The 19,463-nt window shown below is 37.7% G+C and carries 22 protein-coding genes and 1 other annotated feature; all 22 genes read right to left on the bottom strand.

The window, feature by feature from the left end:
• Nucleotides 1-136: 136 nt before the first annotated feature.
• The 22 genes from rpmF to murC all read right to left on the bottom strand — a co-directional run bounded on the left by rpmF (nucleotide 137) and on the right by murC (nucleotide 19,444).
• Nucleotides 137-307, bottom strand: coding sequence for a 50S ribosomal protein L32 (gene rpmF / locus O0236_RS04750; protein WP_125008086.1), 171 nt, complete (start codon nucleotides 305-307; stop codon nucleotides 137-139).
• 54 nt (nucleotides 308-361) lie between these two features.
• A complete protein-coding gene (locus tag O0236_RS04745) occupies nucleotides 362-922 on the bottom strand; it encodes a DUF177 domain-containing protein (protein WP_268912968.1) in 561 nt (186 codons plus the stop codon).
• Nucleotides 923-1,003: 81 nt separating this feature from the next.
• Nucleotides 1,004-2,137 (bottom strand): nucleotidyltransferase, encoded by a 1,134-nt coding sequence (locus tag O0236_RS04740; RefSeq protein ID WP_268912967.1) that lies wholly within the window; start codon nucleotides 2,135-2,137, stop codon nucleotides 1,004-1,006.
• A 4-nt stretch (nucleotides 2,138-2,141) separates the two neighbouring features.
• Nucleotides 2,142-2,879: a class I SAM-dependent DNA methyltransferase gene (locus O0236_RS04735; RefSeq protein WP_268912966.1), complete on the bottom strand. Its 738-nt coding sequence runs from the start codon at nucleotides 2,877-2,879 to the stop codon at nucleotides 2,142-2,144.
• Nucleotides 2,876-3,232 carry a ribosome silencing factor gene (gene rsfS / locus O0236_RS04730; RefSeq protein WP_268912965.1) on the bottom strand — a complete coding sequence of 119 codons (357 nt, stop codon included), beginning with the start codon at nucleotides 3,230-3,232 and terminating at the stop codon, nucleotides 2,876-2,878. Before rsfS ends, O0236_RS04735 begins: the two co-directional genes overlap by 4 nt.
• Nucleotides 3,233-3,243: 11 nt before the next feature.
• Entirely contained in the window at nucleotides 3,244-3,855 is a 612-nt protein-coding gene (yqeK, locus tag O0236_RS04725; RefSeq protein WP_268912964.1) for a bis(5'-nucleosyl)-tetraphosphatase (symmetrical) YqeK, read from the bottom strand.
• The gene (locus O0236_RS04720) at nucleotides 3,845-4,477 is read right to left on the bottom strand and encodes a nicotinate-nucleotide adenylyltransferase (protein ID WP_268912963.1); all 633 of its coding nucleotides are present in this window, start codon (nucleotides 4,475-4,477) and stop codon (nucleotides 3,845-3,847) included. Before O0236_RS04720 ends, yqeK begins: the two co-directional genes overlap by 11 nt.
• 12 nt (nucleotides 4,478-4,489) lie before the next feature.
• Nucleotides 4,490-4,801: a YhbY family RNA-binding protein gene (locus tag O0236_RS04715; protein WP_268912962.1), complete on the bottom strand. Its 312-nt coding sequence runs from the start codon at nucleotides 4,799-4,801 to the stop codon at nucleotides 4,490-4,492.
• A 10-nt stretch (nucleotides 4,802-4,811) separates the two neighbouring features.
• Nucleotides 4,812-5,948, bottom strand: coding sequence for a ribosome biogenesis GTPase YqeH (gene yqeH / locus O0236_RS04710; RefSeq protein WP_268912961.1), 1,137 nt, complete (start codon nucleotides 5,946-5,948; stop codon nucleotides 4,812-4,814).
• A 10-nt stretch (nucleotides 5,949-5,958) separates the two neighbouring features.
• Entirely contained in the window at nucleotides 5,959-6,474 is a 516-nt protein-coding gene (locus O0236_RS04705; RefSeq protein ID WP_268912959.1) for a YqeG family HAD IIIA-type phosphatase, read from the bottom strand.
• Nucleotides 6,475-6,551: 77 nt separating this feature from the next.
• The gene (gene rplT, locus O0236_RS04700) at nucleotides 6,552-6,908 is read right to left on the bottom strand and encodes a 50S ribosomal protein L20 (RefSeq protein WP_125008077.1); all 357 of its coding nucleotides are present in this window, start codon (nucleotides 6,906-6,908) and stop codon (nucleotides 6,552-6,554) included.
• A gap of 42 nt (nucleotides 6,909-6,950) precedes the next feature.
• Nucleotides 6,951-7,145, bottom strand: coding sequence for a 50S ribosomal protein L35 (rpmI, locus tag O0236_RS04695; protein WP_125008076.1), 195 nt, complete (start codon nucleotides 7,143-7,145; stop codon nucleotides 6,951-6,953).
• A gap of 25 nt (nucleotides 7,146-7,170) precedes the next feature.
• Nucleotides 7,171-7,680, bottom strand: a complete 510-nt coding sequence (gene infC, locus O0236_RS04690; protein WP_268912958.1) for a translation initiation factor IF-3 — start codon at nucleotides 7,678-7,680, stop codon at nucleotides 7,171-7,173.
• Between the two features lie 36 nt (nucleotides 7,681-7,716).
• Nucleotides 7,717-7,855, bottom strand: a sequence feature (ribosomal protein L20 leader region).
• A gap of 54 nt (nucleotides 7,856-7,909) precedes the next feature.
• Nucleotides 7,910-9,856, bottom strand: coding sequence for a threonine--tRNA ligase (gene thrS / locus O0236_RS04685; protein ID WP_268912957.1), 1,947 nt, complete (start codon nucleotides 9,854-9,856; stop codon nucleotides 7,910-7,912).
• A 314-nt stretch (nucleotides 9,857-10,170) separates the two neighbouring features.
• Entirely contained in the window at nucleotides 10,171-11,100 is a 930-nt protein-coding gene (dnaI, locus tag O0236_RS04680; protein WP_268912956.1) for a primosomal protein DnaI, read from the bottom strand.
• 9 nt (nucleotides 11,101-11,109) lie between these two features.
• Entirely contained in the window at nucleotides 11,110-12,483 is a 1,374-nt protein-coding gene (locus tag O0236_RS04675; RefSeq protein WP_268912955.1) for a DnaD domain protein, read from the bottom strand.
• Nucleotides 12,484-12,972: a transcriptional regulator NrdR gene (nrdR, locus tag O0236_RS04670; protein WP_268912954.1), complete on the bottom strand. Its 489-nt coding sequence runs from the start codon at nucleotides 12,970-12,972 to the stop codon at nucleotides 12,484-12,486. It abuts the gene before it with no gap.
• 6 nt (nucleotides 12,973-12,978) lie between these two features.
• Entirely contained in the window at nucleotides 12,979-13,575 is a 597-nt protein-coding gene (gene coaE, locus O0236_RS04665) for a dephospho-CoA kinase (RefSeq protein ID WP_268912953.1), read from the bottom strand.
• A gap of 1 nt (nucleotide 13,576) precedes the next feature.
• Nucleotides 13,577-14,416: a DNA-formamidopyrimidine glycosylase gene (gene mutM / locus O0236_RS04660; RefSeq protein WP_268912952.1), complete on the bottom strand. Its 840-nt coding sequence runs from the start codon at nucleotides 14,414-14,416 to the stop codon at nucleotides 13,577-13,579.
• A gap of 25 nt (nucleotides 14,417-14,441) precedes the next feature.
• Entirely contained in the window at nucleotides 14,442-17,093 is a 2,652-nt protein-coding gene (polA, locus tag O0236_RS04655; RefSeq protein WP_268912951.1) for a DNA polymerase I, read from the bottom strand.
• Nucleotides 17,094-17,292: 199 nt separating this feature from the next.
• Nucleotides 17,293-18,012 carry a Bax inhibitor-1 family protein gene (locus tag O0236_RS04650; protein ID WP_268912950.1) on the bottom strand — a complete coding sequence of 240 codons (720 nt, stop codon included), beginning with the start codon at nucleotides 18,010-18,012 and terminating at the stop codon, nucleotides 17,293-17,295.
• A gap of 100 nt (nucleotides 18,013-18,112) precedes the next feature.
• A complete protein-coding gene (gene murC, locus O0236_RS04645; protein WP_268912949.1) occupies nucleotides 18,113-19,444 on the bottom strand; it encodes a UDP-N-acetylmuramate--L-alanine ligase in 1,332 nt (443 codons plus the stop codon).
• Nucleotides 19,445-19,463: the final 19 nt, after the last annotated feature.

The following is a 19,463-nucleotide window of genomic DNA, read 5'->3' as shown; positions in this document are numbered from 1 at the left end:
GCATAACTATTCGTTAGTTCTTTTTTATCTAATCTCTCAGATTACTCCACTCCATAATAAAACGCCCTAAGCATTTGCTTAGAGCGTTTTAACAAACCGTTAAGAATCCATGGCGTTCTTAATAGTTTAAAGACAATTACTTGTCGATAACCTTACGGCCATTGTAGTAGCCTGATGGTGACACGTGGTGTGGCATTCTGTACTCGCCAGTCTTAGGATCAAAACTAAGATTTGGTGTTTGTAACTTGATGTGACCACGGCGCATACCTTTTTTCGCCTTAGAGGTTCTACGTGCTGGTGTAGCCATTAAAAATCCCTCCTCTACTTTAAAATATCCACTAGTGAAATTATTAATGCCTAACTAATCTTCTTGATTATCCTCAGGGAATAAATCCTTTAGTTTAGCTAAACGTGGATCAACAGTTTCTAACTCTGCCTTGTTCTTGTCGAAATCATCGGCGGTCATAACTTCCCAGTCGTTTCCGCTGGGCATATCGTCTTCTCCGTCGATTTCAGATTCAGCAAGAACCTGCATTGGAATATTTAATATGACGTTATCAATTACTGAATCAGTGATTTCAACTTTTGCATCCTCATCAAGAACGAAGACAACTGCATCTTTAGGGTACCGAGACTCAGCGGCCTTAGATGGGACGTAAAATTCTTCAACGTCGAATTCCATAGGCAGATTGACAGGCATTAATGATCTGGATGATGGCACCACAAGATTACCAGTAACGTGATAATTCACAATTACGTCTCCTAAATCAGCATAAGCTGTTCCAGAAACGGTAAACTTATCTGCATCAATTACTTGATCAGCATACCTATCAAGAAGCTCTTTTTTTATATCAAGAGTTTCTTCAAATTTAAAAGGTGCATTTTCGGGATACTTTTGAAGTTCCCTAAAAAACATTTCCATGTTATTCCTCCAATGCAACACGACTTATTATACCGGCATCAAAATACCTTGTCAAGGCTAATTCCTTGATAGCAACCGCATTTATATCTCCATAAATGGATGTCGATGAATGTCTTGTGCTTCACCACTAACCAACTCTTGCATCATTGATGATCGATAGTCTAAACCTACAAACTCATCGACCACTTCATCGGTTACTTTGGTAATAATAGGCCATTCCGTGTCGTGTTTTATTTGATTCAAATACCTTTGGCCTTGCTCGTTAAATGCCAGTGGTCTCAAATAGCTAGGATCCACTAACATGTTGTCGGTGAATGCATGCACTAATACATATACACATAACCTTTGAATTCTGGTATACGTGTATCGTTTAGTCTTCACCGTCTCCAAAAAATCAGTGAACGATCTAGACTTTCTGGCTGCATCTTTTAACCGATGCTCAATACCCTCAGTCATCTGATAAATTCGCTGTAATTCTTCGATAGGCGTCTTTACTAGCTCATAACGTAACATTGGCCAAAACTGTTCCCAGTCGTACTTAAAACCACTATAGATCATGTGTAAACTTGATTCAGGAACAAATTTACTAAATTCAGTTGAATTTCCGAAAATACTATTTCTAATTGCAGAAGCACTGCTGATCAAAGAACCCTTACTCAATTCTGGTTCGTTATGGTCAGCGTCGATTCTTTGAATTGGCAATAATTTTAACGGATTTCCTAAATCAAAATTAGCATTTGCATAGCTAAATGCCAAAATGTCATTAGGTTCACGTAAATTTATCCCTGTTTTTTCTTTCAAATAATTTTGAAAAGTTGAAGCATAGGGTTCGTTAAATTTTTTAAATGAATCGTCTTTTTCAGGTTGATTATGAATTAACAAATCATAATCCATATCTGGGTGCTCTGCGCCGAAAGCTAACGATTCAATCCCCATTTCAGATGCGATTTTCACAGCACTCTTAGCAAATAAATGTGCTGGTTGAACGGCACCTGAAAATGGTAATTCAATTACCAAGTCGACACCCGCGGCAACGGCAGCTTGAGCCCTTTTCCATTTATCAAAAATGGCTGGTTCTCCCCGCTGCATCCAATTACCGCTCATAATAGCGACCACAGTTGTCGCTCCTGACTGTTTGCGGGCCTGATCTAGTAAATATTGATGTCCGTTGTGAAATGGATTAAATTCTGCAATAATCCCTACAGCCGTCTCCATCAAATCACCCCTTTGTACATTCAATAAACCAACGTTTAACCTTTTCTTGATATGGTTGATTACCAAAATCAGTGGTTACTTTAATATCTTTAAAACCAGCATCATTCAACATATGTTGGTAGACAGCAAATTCAAAGGAACGTTCATCATGAATTTCATTATAAGCATCGTATGCATTCTTTTCTTCATTGAATAAAAAGAAAACTAAATCATGTTCAATAGCATGTTCAGAATCATCAGTTGAATACGATGACCACATAAAAGCGGAATCCTCAGTTCGATCATTGAACATATATCCTGGATACACCTCATCAGTTTGATATGGTGTAATCACATCAAATAAAAAGGTCCCTCCAGGATTTAAATGAGCATTAACCTGCTGAAAGGCTCTTAATAACTGGCCATCTTCAATTAAATAGCATAAGGAATCATCAAAACAAGAAATTGCATCAAATGTCGTCAAGCCATCCATTTCTAACATGTCCATTTGAATCAAGGGAAGATTTACGTTAGCTACTTGAGCATGCTCGCTAGCCAACTTAAGCATGTCTTCTGAAATATCAGATCCGGTCACATTATAACCACGTCGAATCAATTCAATCGCTAACTTACCAGTCCCACACGCTAAATCCATAATGCTTGCTGATTTAGAGACTCTCTGTTCAAAGTAGTTGCCCCACTTGGTATACAACTCATCATCAAATAGTTCGTCGTAAAATTTAGCAAACTTTTCGTAGATCATACTTCAAGCCAATCCCGTGTATCCAAGAATGGTGCGTCTGACCACAATTTTTCCAAATTATAGAAATCACGTTCATCTGTTTGGAAAACATGAACGATTACTTCACCAAGATCAATCAAGATCCACTTAGCAGTGTCTCTTCCAGATACTTGGTAAATTTCAATTTTTGATGCTGACATTTGGTCAGCAATTTCATCAGCAATCGCCTTAACTTGACGATTTGAATTAGCATCAGCAATGACAAAATAATCTGCCATCAAACTAACGTTTTGCATATCTAATACAACAATGTCATTTGCCCGTTTACTATCTGCAGCTCGCACCGCGATTTGAGCAATATCTTTACTATCCATAAATCCTCCTATTAATTAAGTCCACTTTTGGGTACCCAACTATTGTAAGTAACAACCGTCTGGGGAAATACTGGGCGGTTATTTGCCACTAAGTAAGCCAATGTCTGCTTAGTTTGATAAGCCACCGCAAGCACTAAATCTGTATTGGTCAACTGACGGGCTTTTTCCACTCCTGGAAAATTCCGATTTGGTTCAATGTAGTCAGCCATATAAACAATTTGCGCCAATACAGTCATCACTTCGTGTCCAACTGTATGGTATTCAACAGCATTTAAAATTTCTATATCGTTGATACCTAATTCATTTTTGACAAAAATCCAGCCAACTACTCCATGCCAAATGGCATTGCCATAATTCAACAAATCAGGGTCCAAATGATATTCATGAATCGCATCAACAAAGTCTTTATCAGAACGTTGCTTAGCATAATCATGGACCAATCCAGCTATACTGGCCTTTTCAGGATCAACACCATAGCGTTCGGCCAAATCAACTGCAGTCTGCTCAACACGCAAAACATGTTGAAAGCGATCATCAGTTAATGTAGTTTTTAACTTTGCCACTAACTCGGGTCGAGTTAACGACGTGTAATGATGTTGATACGTTAATTCTTTAGTTTGCATATAGACCATTCTCCCTAATATATTTTTCAACACGGGTTGGTACAAGGTATCTAATTGAATGATTAGCTCTTACCTTAGATCTTATAAGTGTTGATGATATATCAATGAATGGAACGTCAACCCAAATAATTGGGTATTTTGAAGTCGTCTTATATCCCGATCGTTTAACTCCGACAAACGTTACCAACTTAGCTAATTCATCAATTTTATGCCACTTAGGTAAATATTCAACCATATCACCACCGATGATAAAGTAGTATTCATAATTTGGGTTTCTGCGTTTTAAAGCCACCAACGTATCATATGAATAACTAGTTCCACCACGAGCAATTTCTTCCATTTCAATTGCAAAATGAGGATTATCTCTGATTGAACCATTGATCATGGTGACACGATCTTTGGCATCAATGGCCAGCTTCTTATCGACATGAGGTGGCATGAAATCAGGCATGAACCTGATTTCGTCTAAACCTAACTGGTCTATTACCTGTTCTGCAATTATTAAATGACCATTATGAATGGGATTAAATGTCCCACCTAATAGACCAATTTTTTTATGATGGTCATCAGTATTTAATTGTGTCTTCGCATAAGTTTGTACGGTACTAGCAACCTTCGTCATGATTTAACACTCCTAGATTGATGTTACTTCAACTGATACGTCACGGTTATCAGGGTCACCGGCTTCTTTAAATAATAATAAACTGTGGCCAATAACTTGAATAACCATAATATCAGAATTTTCTTCGATATATTTTCTTACATCATCAGTTGAAACGTCTGCATTTTGTAAGATGTTGATCTTCATAAGTTCACGCTTTTCAATAGCCGTGTTGACTTCTGTTAACCAAACAGGTGACAAGCCATTCTTCCCAACTGAAAAAATTGGCTTCATTCTGTTGGCTTTTGATTTTAATAATCTTCTTTGTTTTCCTTTTAATTCCATTGTATACCCCTTAAATCATGGCTGGTCTAATTAAGACCGCAACTTGTTTTGGTGCCCATCCACGGACAACGATTCCAGCAGGAACAGTAATCCAACCTAGTCCTTCAATTACAATATCGCTCTTGACAGTAGTTTTAAATTCATGCGGAACTAATTTATCAAATTGGGCAGCATTATCCGCTGTAGGTGGCGTTAACAATCCACCTAGATGGCCTTCGTAAAATTCATCAGCATTCGCTAGCTTAGTACGATGCAAGTACAACCCATTTTCAGCATAAACTGTAAAACCGTGCTTCTTATCACCAGAAACGTAATCAAATCGACCTAAGCCACCCATAAACAATGTCTGTTCTGGGTTCAATTGATAAACTTTTGGCTTAATTGTCTTTTGTGGAGTAACTAACTTTAGTTCTTCCCCATTTAGCAAATGCGCCATCTGTTCTGGTTGAATAATTCCTGGAGTATCAGTCAATGTTTGACCATCAGCTAATGGAATCTCGATTTTATCCAACGTAGTTCCTGGGAACCGTGATGTAGTAATCAAGTCCTTAACTCCGGTAGATTGACGAATGATTTGGTTAATTAATGTAGATTTACCTACATTAGTAACGCCGACGACATAAACATCCTTGCCCTTACGATATTTATCTATACTAGCAAGTAAACGGTCGACATCTTCATTCGTTTTTCCTGAAACAAGTTGTACGCCAATTGGTCTAATTCCTGCACCATTGGCTTGTTGTCTCAACCAATCAGCAACTTTCTTATGTTTGAAAGAAGTTGGTAAAATATCAACCTTATTTCCAACCAATAATACCTTGTTGTCACCTACTAATCGGTGAAGACCTGGAATTAAACTACCGTTAACATCGAAAATATCAACGACATAGACAATTAAAGAATCAGTAGCCGAAATACTTGATAATAATTTCAAAAAGTCATCATCAGTTAGGCCAACTGGAACAATTTCATTATAGTGCCGTAATCTAAAGCATCGCTGACAATACACCTCACCAGATTCCAAGCCCTTATTTAAAGCCGATTCAGGGGTGTAGCCCGGTTTAGTCTTATCCTCAGTTTGAATTGCTGCTCCGCAACCAATACAGTGAAGAACTTCTCCATCAATTATAACTTCGCTTTCAGCCATATATTTCCTCCTATTGCCAATGGATATCAGAATATTTTTTCTTTAGTAATTGAAACACAAAACGTTCAATAAATCTATTAAACCATGTCGTCCAACTATCATTATTTACTAACGGTTTTACCAAAATGCTATTAATACGACTGTTGTTAGCCGAGAACACGTCAGTCATCAACTGGTCGCCAATCATTACTGTTTCTTTGCGATTAAGTGAATACTTGCGAATTGCGCGATCAATACCAAACGTTAGTGGTTTTAATGCTCTAGAAACGAAATTCACGTCATAATCAACGAGTGCATGCTCTATCCGTGAATAACTGTTATTTGAAACGACAATGACCTTAATGCCATATTTTTTCATTTCCTTTAACCATTCTGCCAGTTTCTCATCACCGGCAATTTGGTTCCACGGAATCAATGTATTATCAAGGTCAGTTAAAACATACTTTATGTGATTTCCTGCCAAAAATTCTGGAGATACATGATAAATATCCCGAAACATCCAGCTTGGTTTAAACATAGAAATCATTGGGAAACTCCCTTTTTAATAAATTATTTAAAAAGACTTTCACCGTTAACCAGTGAAAGTCTTGTTTAAGTCAAAAATTACTTGAGAGCCTTCTTGGCTTCATCTGTAAGTGCTTTGAATGCATCTGCATCGTTAACTGCAAGATCAGCAAGCATCTTTCTGTTCATGTCAATGTTAGCAAGCTTCAAACCGTGCATAAATTGACTGTAGCTCAAACCATTGATTCTTGATGCAGCGTTAATACGGGCAATCCATAATTTACGGAAGTTACCTTTGTTAGCGCGACGATCACGGAATGCATAAGTTTGTGACTTCATTACTTGATCTTTAGCGGTCTTGAACAAACGGTGCTTAGCACCACGGTAACCCTTAGCTAATTTTAAAACACGTTTACGACGTGCGCGTGTGACTGTTCCACCTTTTACTCGTGGCATATCGAATTCCTCCTAATTATTGGCGATTAATTTTTTAATGTATTAGTGTGCTAATAACTTCTTGTATGTCTTCACATTAGTGCTGTCCATCATGTGAGTGCCACGAAGTTGGCGACGTTGCTTCTTTGTCTTACCGTGGAAACGGTGACTAGTATAAGCGGCTCCACTCTTGAAACCACCGTTAGCAGTCTTCTTAAAACGCTTAGCAGCAGCGCGGTTTGTTTTTTGTTTAGGCATTATGTTTCCTCCTCAAAAATTTTAACTAATTTTTATCTGAATCTTTTGGTGACAACACTAAGAACATGCTTCGGCCGTCCATCTTTGCCTTTTGTTCGACATTGGCAACATCAGCAGTTTCCTTTGCCATACGGTCAAGAACTTCACGACCAATATCCTTATGTGTTATTGCTCGTCCCTTGAATCTAATTGAAACTCTAACTTTTTCACCCTTAGCTAAGAACTTTTTAGCGTTCTTTAACTTAGTGTTGAAATCATTAACATCAATCGTAGGACTTAAGCGAACTTCTTTGACACTGATGACTTTTTGCTTCTTACGAGATTCTCTTTCCTTCTTTTGAAGTTCAAAGCGGTACTTCCCGTAATCCAGAATCTTTGCTACTGGCGGCTTTGCTTTAGGAGCAACTAAAACTAAATCTAACTCTGCGTCTTCGGCAAGCTTTAAAGCTTCATCCTTTGACTTAACACCAAGTTGATCACCATTTGCACCAATCAGACGTACCTCACGAGCGCGAATTCCGTCATTAACCATCATATCTTTTGCTATGGTACTTCACCTCCGAAATTGATAAAAGCAGAATAAAAGCGAGCGCAATATTTGCGCCCGCTCAATTACAAGACTGAATCACATAGTGATTAGTCCTGACTCGATATCGTGCCCAGTAAACATTTTTACTCAGGCGAGAAGCGGGTCGCTTCTGCTTTACTTTCTTGTCAACTTTAATAGAATATCATCTATCAAATTAGGTGTCAAGGTTTTGTCCTTATTCTTCGTTTCTTGAGTAAGTATCGATATCGTTTCTGATTTCATCAACGAATGCATCGACTGATTCAGATTTAGAATCATCTTCACCATACTTACGAACTGAAACGGCGTTTGAGTTCACTTCGTCATCCCCAACAACTAAGGTATAAGGAATCTTGTGAGTTTGAGCATCCCGAATTAAGTAACCCATCTTTTCTGGACGATCATCAACGTCAGCACGAATGTTAAATTCTCTTAATTTCTCGCTAACTTCTTGTGCAAAGGCACCATGTTTTTCTTCACTAACTGGAATAACACGAACTTGATGAGGAGCTAACCAAGTTGGGAAAGCACCCTTATAAATTTCAGTTAAGTAAGCAGTGAATCGTTCCATAGTTGAAACCAAACCACGGTGAATCATAACTGGACGATGTTCTTGACCATCTTCACCAACATAATGAAGGTCAAATCGTTCTGGCAACATGAAGTCTAATTGGATAGTTGATAGAGTTTCTTCGTTACCTAGGGCAGTCTTAGTTTGAACATCAAGCTTAGGACCGTAGAATGCAGCTTCACCTTCAGCTTCAACGTAGTCTAAGCCTAATTCATCCATGGCACCCTTCAACATACCTTGAGCACGGTTCCACATTTCATCATCATCAAAGTACTTTTCAGTATTCTTTGGATCACGATAACTCAAACGGAATGTGTAATCGTTAATATCGAAGTCATGATATACAGAAACCATTAACTTAAGAATCTTTTGGAATTCTTCTTGGATTTGGTCAAGAGTTACAAAAGTGTGACCATCATTCAAAGTCATTTCACGAACACGTTGTAATCCTGAAAGGGCTCCTGATTTTTCATAACGGTGCATCATACCTAATTCAGCGATTCTAAGTGGTAATTCACGGTATGAGCGAATGTGATGCTTGTAAACTTGGATATGTGAAGGACAGTTCATAGGACGTAACTCAAGCATTTCGCCATCACCCATGTCCATTGGTGGGAACATGTCTTCACGATAGTGATCCCAGTGTCCAGATTGCTTGTATAGATCAAGGTTGGCAAGCACTGGAGTGTAAACATGTTGGTAACCATTAGCCACTTCACGGTCGATAATGTATCGTTCAATGGTTCTTCTGATAGTAGCACCATTTGGCATCCAGTATGGTAATCCGGCGCCGACCTTAGGATCAACGAAGAATAAATCAAGTTGGTTACCGATTACACGGTGATCACGGTCACGAGCTTCTTGACGTTGTTTCAAATCTTCATCAAGTTCAGCTTGCTTGTTGAAGGCAGTTGCGTAAATTCTTTGTAGCATTGGGTTTGATGACTTACCTTCCCAGTATGCTCCAGCAACTGAAAGTAACTTGAAGATCTTAACAGCACCAGTCTTTGGTAATACAGCGCCTTCTGAAATTCCTTTGAAATCGCCAATTTGGTTATATAGCACTTGACCATCAACTGCTAACTTGTCGATCAATGACAATTGATATTGATCATCGCCAGCTAATTTTTTAGCATCAGCAACTGATAATTCTAAAGAACTAATTTCTAAGTTATCTGAAACGATTTTTTTCATTGAGTTAGCTAAACCGTCAAGTTCATCAACAGTAATTTGAGTTCCGGCTTTGTCAGTGTCAACGTAGAAACCATCAACATCAGCAACGCTTTCACCAAATTGAACGTTATCAAAATCTTGAGTGATAGCCATTTTTAAGATTTGAGCAGCAGTTTGTCTAAGAACTGTTAAACCTTCAACGCTGTCCTTAGTAATAATTTCTAACTTGCCACCCTTATGTAAAGGTTCATTAATTGAATGTAGTTTGCCATCAACTTTAGCAGCAACGGCTTTTTTAGCTAAACTAATTGAAATTGACTTTGCAATCTCTTCACCAACAACTGCGTCAGCAAATTCTTTAATACTGCCATCTGGAAATTCAAATGATAGATCTGCCATATTATTATCTCCCTTTTTTATTGAACTGAAACCACAAAAAAAGTCCCTGGTGTACAAATATATACACCAGGGACGCATTTAGCGCGGTTCCACCCATATTACTTTAAATAAATTAAAGCTCTCAAGTGGTTGCTAACGGTTACCTACCGGGATAGCATTGTCCGCAATCCGAAGCTGAAAAGTGGTAACTATAGTGATCTTAACAGGTTTTCTTTCAGTATATGAAAACCCTCCCTGGGATGAGTCACGATAGTCATGTCTTTCCATCAATGATTAGAGTATATGATTACCAACAATTATTGTCAAATAAAATTTTAATGCAATCTTCGATTGGGACCATCCATTTCAACTGGTCGTGATAAAAATCTAATTCTTTCCATCAAGCGACCTGCCTTTAACGGCTCGTTATCTCCATGTTGAGTGACTCGCAAATGCTCATCCTCTAGTTTCTCCATTGAAAAATTGGAGGAGAAGAATGTTGGTAATTGTTGTTGCATTCGATACTCTAGAATTACTCCTAAAATATCGTCTCTCACCCAACTAGACATCGAATCAGCACCAATATCATCAATCATCAAAACTGACGATTTTTTTATTGAATCAATTTTACTAGCTACTGAATTATCAGAAATAGCTGCTTTCATCTCCACCGCCAAACTTGGAAAATGAACTAGTGTAGTTTGAACCCCCCATTCTGATAGCTTATTAGCGATTGCACCAAGTAAATACGTCTTTCCAACACCGTAATGTCCATATAAATATAACCCCTGATGGAAAGTATCGGGACTCGCATTGAACTCATCTATAAAATCAATGGCTGCATCAAGAACATCTGATTTATTACCATCATCAGAAAAGAAATTTTCAAGATTAGCATCTTGAACATCCTTTGGCATGAGAACAGTCGTAATCAATCGTTTTTGTGCCAGCTCTTTCTGTCTTGCCTGCACTTCAGGAGAGGCACTGTAGATGATATCAATTAAACGGTCGTTTACCACCAAATGAGGTAAATATCCTGGAGCAAACGTTTTCTCCTGGTGTGCATTTTTTTGCTTCACATTATAAAATTCATACAATTTAGCAATCGACCGTTCGACCGCATCACTAGCTAATTCGGATTGGTGTTCTTTCACAAAATCAGTGATTTCAGGGTCTTGCTTCACAGCCGTAACCAATTTATCAAAATTATCATTCAAATGCTTACTAGCCAAAATTTTCTTCATCGATTCAGAGACATTTTCCACTCAATTCACCTACTTTTTCTTTATATTTAGTCTATCCAACTTTTCTTTTAACTTTTTTGCCTTTTCAGGAGTCATCGTACTGCTTGACAAGTCCTTATTTCTATTCTCTCTCTTCGCCCAATCTGGCAATGTTTCTTTGACTGTGTGACGACCATTAGACTGCCTTCTGGTATTCTTTTTTGGTTGTGATTGCTCTTCTTGTCTTTTCTTGATTGCAACAATCGCATCCTCAGCAGTAGCCACTTTCTTCTGTGCCCAATCATTAGCGATTGCTTCAAGCAGACCCTTATTCACTGTGGCATTCCCCATGCTGACCAGAACATAGTAAGTCATGATGTTAATGACTTGAATTGGCAGTATGTCTTTAGCTACCAAGTCTCTAATTGCTCGTTGCTCGTTACTAGAAACAAAACCGCCCTTTTGTTTTTTGACCTGATTCAAGAAAGCTAGTGGAGCAGTCTTTTGGGCAATCAAGATAATTTGCTTAGTTTGCGTGTCAAACGAAGACTGACTAGCCTTAGCAACTGGTTTAGTGGCCTGCACAACTGTCTTCTTCATTTGGCCTGTAGTAGCATTCTGATAATCATTGGCAATTACCTGACTTAAACGGTCAGTATCTAATTGATTGTTCTTTAAATCAACGGCTTTTAAAATCAGCTTGCTCATCGTAACTTCATCAATATCATACAGTAAATGTTCCGCAATTATGGCGTTATATGCAGTCTTTACACTTTCGATATCAATAAATGAATTCGACAAAACTTCAATCAACAAATTAAAATCAAACGGATTTTGTTTTAGAGCCTGTTGGTTTACAGATAGTCTTGAGTGATCAGCTTTTCTCTGTTGTAATTCAACGACTTCTTTGGGTGGATTTTGCACCGCTGTCTTGGTAACAGTGAAGACATCCAATAAAGAAGCAGAGATATCTTGCGTCTCTTTTGAATCATTCTGTGGCTGATCGACTCTTTGAACCAATTGTTTGAAAGTTACACTACCAACTCTCCCTAATAGTAAGGTGGTTAATAAATCGGTTCGCAAAAATTCTGCAGATGACAGAGGTAAATGCATCGCAAATCGATAAACTTTTTCATTACCGATAGACGTTGATAACAAGTCAACAGCTTCGAGTTTATGCTGAGCCGTTTCGATATCTGAAAGTGATAAATTAAGAATAGATTGCAGTTCGTAGAATGAATGTGCTTTGAATTGATACTTATCTTCTCTAGCAATTCCAAATAATAGCATGTACAACGAAAAAGCGTTTGAACCAATCAATGGTAAATATAGATCGGTTAATACGCTAAGATTCGGTTCCTGATTACTATTACGAGCTGTTGTTGCGAATCGACTATCTGGCGACAGTCTTTCCTCATTTACCATTTATTTATCACCACTATTATCCGTTGAACTGTTATCATTTTTTTCCATCATTTCTTTTAATTCTTTATAAAAGACTGACATATCCTTGAATTGACGGTAAACCGATGCGAATCTGATGTAGGCAATTTGATCTAAAGATGCAAGATCTTCCATCACATATTCACCAATTTCATTACTGGTAACCTCACTATCTCCACTTGAGCGAAGACGGTTTTCGACCCGATCAACCAGGTCAGTAATCGCGTTCATTGATACTGGACGTTTTTCAGCTGACCTAACAATTCCCTTCATCAACTTTTCACGATTGAATTCTTCACGATTACCATTCTTTTTGATTACTAATAACGGGGTAACTTCAACTCGTTCAAAAGTGGTAAATCTGAAGCCACAATTTTCGCATTCACGTCTGCGTCGAATAACCCGACCATCATCAGTTGGTCGACTGTCAATAACTTTGGAACTATTGTGACCACAATGAGGACACTGCATGAACGATCACTCCTTAAAATTCTCTTTTTTTATCCAATTATCTATCTGTTGTTTAGTTAAGTTAAACTCACCTGAATTATAAAAAACTACATCGGCGAGCTCTTGTTTAATTGTTAATGACCACTGGCTGGCAATTCGCTTCATTGCATCAGCAGTCGCCAACTGATTTCTATTCATTAATCTAGTAAGTTGCGTTGTTGGATCCGCATAAACCAATACTATCTCATCAACTATACTATTGTACCCATTTTCAAACAACGTTGGGGCGTCCAGAACAATCACATTTTCTGATGAATGCAATTCGATTTGATGATATATTTCCTGCTCAATAAACGGATTGATGACTCGAATGAGCTTAGTTAACGACCGCTTTGAACTAAAAACCATGTTACCAAACCGTTGCCGATCTAGCTCACCATCTTCATTCAAAAACTCATCCCCAAAATTGTCAATAATGGCCGCCAAACCTGGTTGACCCTTTGATTCTACTTGTCGAGTCACTATATCTGCATCGATAACTGAGATGCCTAATGACTTCAAGTAATTAGATACCTGGGTCTTACCAGTGGCAATTCCACCAGTTAAACCAATAATCTTAGGCATGCTAACCCTCCTCAGGTAAAACCTGACAATGAGGACAGAAATGAGTTCCTCGTTGAGCTAATTTGATTTTAACGATAGGTGTCCCACAGCGCAAACATGGTTGACCTTCACGCCCATAAACATTGAGTTGATTCTGGAAACTACCTGCTTCACCATACGCATTTGAATAAGAATGAACAGTGGTTCCATGACCAGCAATGGCCTTTTGAAGTTCTAAAATAATATTTTTCCTTAATTCAACTAATTCTGGTTTGGTTAGTGAATTAGCGGGTCTTTCAGGGTGAATTTTGCTCATCCATAATACTTCGTCAGCATAAATATTTCCCAAACCGGCAATATTACTTTGATCCAATAAGAATGGTTTGACCACTTTTCGACTTTTACCAAAAATTTTCACCATATAATCAATGTCTAAGGTGTCTTCGGTTGGTTCAGGACCAATCGTCTTCAATCCCGCCACCGTGTATTCGTCACCGGTATTAACCACTGACATCCGGCCAAACTTACGAGTGTCATTATATCTTAATTCACGACCATCGGTTAAGTGAAAAATAATATGTGTATGTTTGTTAGGTTCCGTACCATCAGGCACCACATCATAATTACCTTCCATTCTCAAATGAGAAACAATCGTCAGCCCATCTGACAAGCGAATCAACAAATACTTGCCACGGCGATCAACTTTTTCTAACTTGCGATTTTTTAGCGTAGCAATAAATTGATCTGCAGTGACATTACTGATCATTTTTGGATACAGAACTTCAATATCCTTAATAGTACTGCCTGCAACTAATTCATTTAATCCTCGTTTTACTGTTTCAACTTCAGGTAATTCTGGCATCTAAACCCCTCACTAACATAAATAATTATTTTGCTTCGTACCAATTCTTGCCATAATGACTTTCTACTTTTAATGGAACTGCCAAATCGATTGCTTCATCCATTACCTTAGGAATCAATGTTTTAATTTCGTCTAATTCCTCTTCAGGAACTTCAAAAATCAATTCATCATGGACTTGTAGCAACATCTTCGTATCCATTTTTTCTAATGCTTCATCCATTTTAATCATCGCAATTTTGATGATATCTGCTGCGCTTCCTTGAATTGGTGTATTCATAGCCGTTCTTTCGGCAAATGAACGCAGATTAAAGCTCTTAGAATTAATGTCTGGTAAATATCTTCTCCGATGAGCAATTGTTTCGACATACCCGTGCTCTCGAGCAAATTTAACAATATCTTCAGTATACTTTTTCACACCTGGATATTCTTCAAAGTATCTATCGATGAATTCCCGAGCTTGTTTTCTTGTGATCCCAGTGTTATTTGCCAGACCATAATCAGAAATTCCGTAGACGATTCCAAAGTTAACCGCTTTGGCTTGTCTTCTTAAATTAGGAGTAACATCCGCATTGGACTCCAAGCCGAAAATTCTCCGGGCAGTTTCCGCATGAATATCTTCACCAGACTTAAATGCGGCCTGCATATTTTTATCACCAGATAAAGATGCAAGAACTCGTAATTCAATTTGAGAATAATCTGACGAGAAGATCTGCCAGCCTTCATGACTAGGAACAAAGGCTTCGCGAATTCTTTTACCATCTTCTGATCTGATGGGTATATTTTGCAGATTAGGATCAACTGATGATAATCGACCAGTGGCGGTCAATGTTTGCAAATAACGAGTATGAACTTTTGAGTCATCGGGATGAATAACCTTGAGTAGCCCTTCAATATACGTCGACAATAACTTACTGATTTGTCGATAATCCAATATGTTTTGCACGATAGGAGCATCTGGAGCTAACTTTTCCAAAACATCGACGGCAGTTGAATAGCCAGTCTTGGTCTTTTTAATTACTGGTAGTTTTAGTTTTTCAAATAATATTTTCCCTAATTGTTTAGGTGAACCAATATTGAATTCTTCACCGGCTTGATTGAATATTTGTTGTTCAATTTCGCTCTGGCGTTCTTTAAACTTGCTGCCCATTTCTTCCAACGTTTGGGGTAAGACCTTAATCCCAGCAATTTCCATCCGTGAAAGAACAAAGGCAATTTTAATTTCCATGTCGCGATACAAATCTGTTTGATCATGTTCATCTAATTCGACAAACATCTTTTCGTGAAGCTGATCAATGGCACAGGCTTTATGAATCAGATGATCCAAGAATTCTGGTTGATCAACTGGTATCGAGCGTTTAGCACCTTTACCATAAACATCCTCATCAGTTTGAATATTACGATATCCCTGACTTCTAGCAATTGTTGCCACGTCGTTACTGTTGTTGCTGGTATCCAATAAATAAGAAACCAATAGCATATCAAAATCAACGTTTTTCAACGTGATTCCCAAACGATTTAAAGCTACATATGTCCGCTTAGCATCAAAAACATTAACCTTAATTTTGTCTGATTCTAGCAACTTCTTAATAACGGGGCTACTTAATAAGTCTATTTGATTACTAGCAAACCATTTTTCTCCGCTACCTAAAGCAAAGCCAACAATATCAGCTAAATGATAATTCTCATCACTTAATTCCACTTGAAGTGAAAACTCATCATTAATGGAGTCCTGAACATCTTGAAGATTATCCTTCGTCAACACTTGATATTCAATTTCTGTGCTTTGGTCAACTTCTTCACTAGGAGCTAACTTATCGAGAAAAGATTTGAAGCCCATCTTCTCGTAGAATGCTGGCAAAGTTTCAGAATTGTCTCCTTGGTAAACTAAATCATCTAATCCGATGGTTAAAGGAGCATCCCGATTAATAGTTGCTAAAGTTCTAGCCATCAACGCTTTTTCTTGATCATTGATCAAATGTTCTTTAAGTTTCTTACCAGAAACATCATCGATGTTGGCATAAATATTATCGATGGTTCCAAACTGTTGAATCAGTTTAACGGCAGTCTTTTCACCGACTTTTTCGACTCCTGGATAATTATCAGAAGTATCACCACGAAGACCTTTAATTTCAATAATTTGTTCTGGCTTAACACCCAATTTTTCTTCAACGTAAGCGGGAGTATATGATTCTAAGTCAGTAACCCCTTTTTTAGAGACTTGAACAGTGGTGGTATTCGAGGTTAATTGCGTTAAATCTCTATCACCAGTCACGATGACTGTTTGATAATCACCAGATTCATCAGCTTGTTTAGCCAAAGTTCCAATAATATCATCAGCTTCGTAATCAGCAAGCTCATAAGTTTTAATACCACGATCTGCTAACATTTCTCGTAAAAAAGGAAACTGTTCTGACAATTCACTAGGTGTCTTACTTCTACCACCTTTATATTCATCAAACATCTTAGTTCTAAAAGTTGTCTTGCCAGCGTCAAAAGCAACCAACACATCCGTTGGTTGTTCATCTTCTAATACCTTGTTCAACATTAAGTTAAAACCGTACATTGCACTAGTATGCAATCCTTCGGAGTTAACAAATCTTTCCATAGATGTATAAAGTGCATAGAAAGCCTTGAACGCGACACTATTTCCGTCAATTAATAATAATTTTTTTGGCATTAGAATCTCCTAACAATTTGTATTGTGCGTAATTCTTCTCATTTAATTTTACCACGAAGAGAGCAATTATTACCTTACTCAGCTAATAATAATTCTAACTAATTCAAATCACGGATAAAACTCAAATATGTAAAAAAGGTATATGAAGAATTTGACTACAAATTCCTCACACACCTTATATAACTTAAACTTACAGAAATTATTTATTATCAGTTACACCCAAAATATTTAATAACTGGATGAATAGGTTAACAAAATCTAGATATAGTTGTAAAGCACCAAAGACGGCAATACCATTAACTGATACTTGACCAGTACTGCCATATTGCGTGTACATCTTGGTAAGACGATTTGAATCGTACATTGTTAAAATTGAGAAAATAACAACGGCAGCTAATGATAAGAAGAAGCCAATCGCTGAACTTCTTAAGAAGATGTTAATTACCATTGCCACGATCAAAGCAATCAATGCACCAGTAATCTGAGTACCCAAACGATTAAGGTTCCGTTTTGTAACGACACCCATAATAGTCATTGTCACAAAGATTGCTGCAGCGCTTAGAAATGCTGAGAAGATTGACTTACCTGTATAAACTAACAGCAATGATGAGAAGACTAAACCAGTTAACACAGAATAGATCATCAACATCACAAAACTAGCTGTCGGCCGTTTCATTGACTGAACTGAAATAACCATTGGAATAATGATCCAAGCAATCAATGAACCCCATCTAAGCAAAGGATTGGCAGCTATTGCCATTGCAATGGTTCCACCACCAGTTTCGACAACCACGTATGCGGTAATGGCTGAAACTAGTACGGCAAGTGACATCCAACCATACATCTTGGTTAAAAATTTATTTAAACCAGAGTCCGCGTTAACCACTCGACGAGCATCTTGATTTGAAAAGTTATCCAATTAAATCGCTCCTTTTTTATTGTTTTAAGTAATTTTAGCAAACAAAGACCATTAATCAAGCAATTATACCCAATTAATGGTCTTCATAAAGGAAAATTAATTAATTTACTTTTTTGCTTAAGTGACTTAGTAATTCTTCATAAGCTTGTTCATACTTTTGAATATCTCCCGCACCCATGAAGATAACAACATCATTATCGTAATCAAGTAATGGTGACATGTTTTCGACCTTCAAGATTTGACCACCCTTGGTAATCTTGGCACCCAAATCTTGAGAAGAAACATTTCCTGATTTTTCACGTGGTGAACTATAAATATCAGTCAAGAATACTTTGTCAGCCAAGTTCAAACTCTTAGCAAAATCATCCATCAATGCGATGGTTCTACTAAATGTATGTGGTTGGAAGACTACGATGATTTCTTTATTAGGATACTCTTGTCTAGCAGCATCCAATGTAGCCTTAATTTCAGAAGGATGATGTGCGTAGTCATCGATAATTGTCATGTCGGCAACTTTTCTCTCAGAGAAACGACGTTTAACACCAGAGAAACTGAGCAGTTCTCGACGAATTTCATCAAGATCGACTTTTTCAAAGTATGAGACAGCGATAACTGCAAGTGAGTTTAACACGTTGTGTTCACCATACAATGGCACTTCAAATTCTCCTAATGATTCACCATGATACATGACAGTAAATGTTGAACCACTAGTTGTTCTCTTCACATCAACAGCTTGAAAATCATCAGTGTCCTTTAGTCCATAGTAATATACGGGTACGTCAGCCTTAAGTTGACGGAGATGTTCATCATCGCCCCATGCAAAAATGCCTTTTTTAACGTGACTAGCAAATGATGTAAATGCATCAACAACATCATCAATACTTTCGTAATAATCAGGATGATCGAAATCGATATTTGTCATGATTGCGTAGTCAGGATATGTAGCTAAGAAATGTCGGCGATATTCATCTGCTTCGTATACAAAGAACCGAGCATCAGGAACACCCTTACCTGAACCATCACCGATTAAATAATCTGTTGGAGAAATACCAGATAACACGTGGGCTAATAAACCTGTGGTACTAGTTTTACCATGCGCACCGGCCACTCCAATACTGGTCTTGCCTTCAATCATTTTACCTAAGAAATCATGATAGCGGTAAACAGTTAGTCCCATGTCGCGGGCTTTTTTGATTTCTGGATGATCATCATTAAATGAATTACCAGCAATAATTGTAAGTCCTTCATGAATATTTTCAGGATCAAATGGCATTACTTCAATACCAGCTTTTTCTAATCCTCGTTGGGTAAATGTGTATTGTTCAATATCTGAACCTTGAACCTTCATTCCCCGGTCATGCAAAATAAGTGCCATTGCACTCATTCCCGTTCCCTTAATTCCTACAAAATGATAAGTCGTATCTGAATCCATATCTCTCTTCCTAACTAAA

The sequence above is a fragment of the Lentilactobacillus sp. SPB1-3 genome (assembly GCF_026913205.2).
GTDB classification, from domain to species: Bacteria; Bacillota; Bacilli; order Lactobacillales; family Lactobacillaceae; genus Lentilactobacillus; species Lentilactobacillus terminaliae.
The sequence above is the reverse complement of the archived record's forward strand: the minus strand, read 5'-3'. Positions and strand labels throughout refer to the sequence as shown.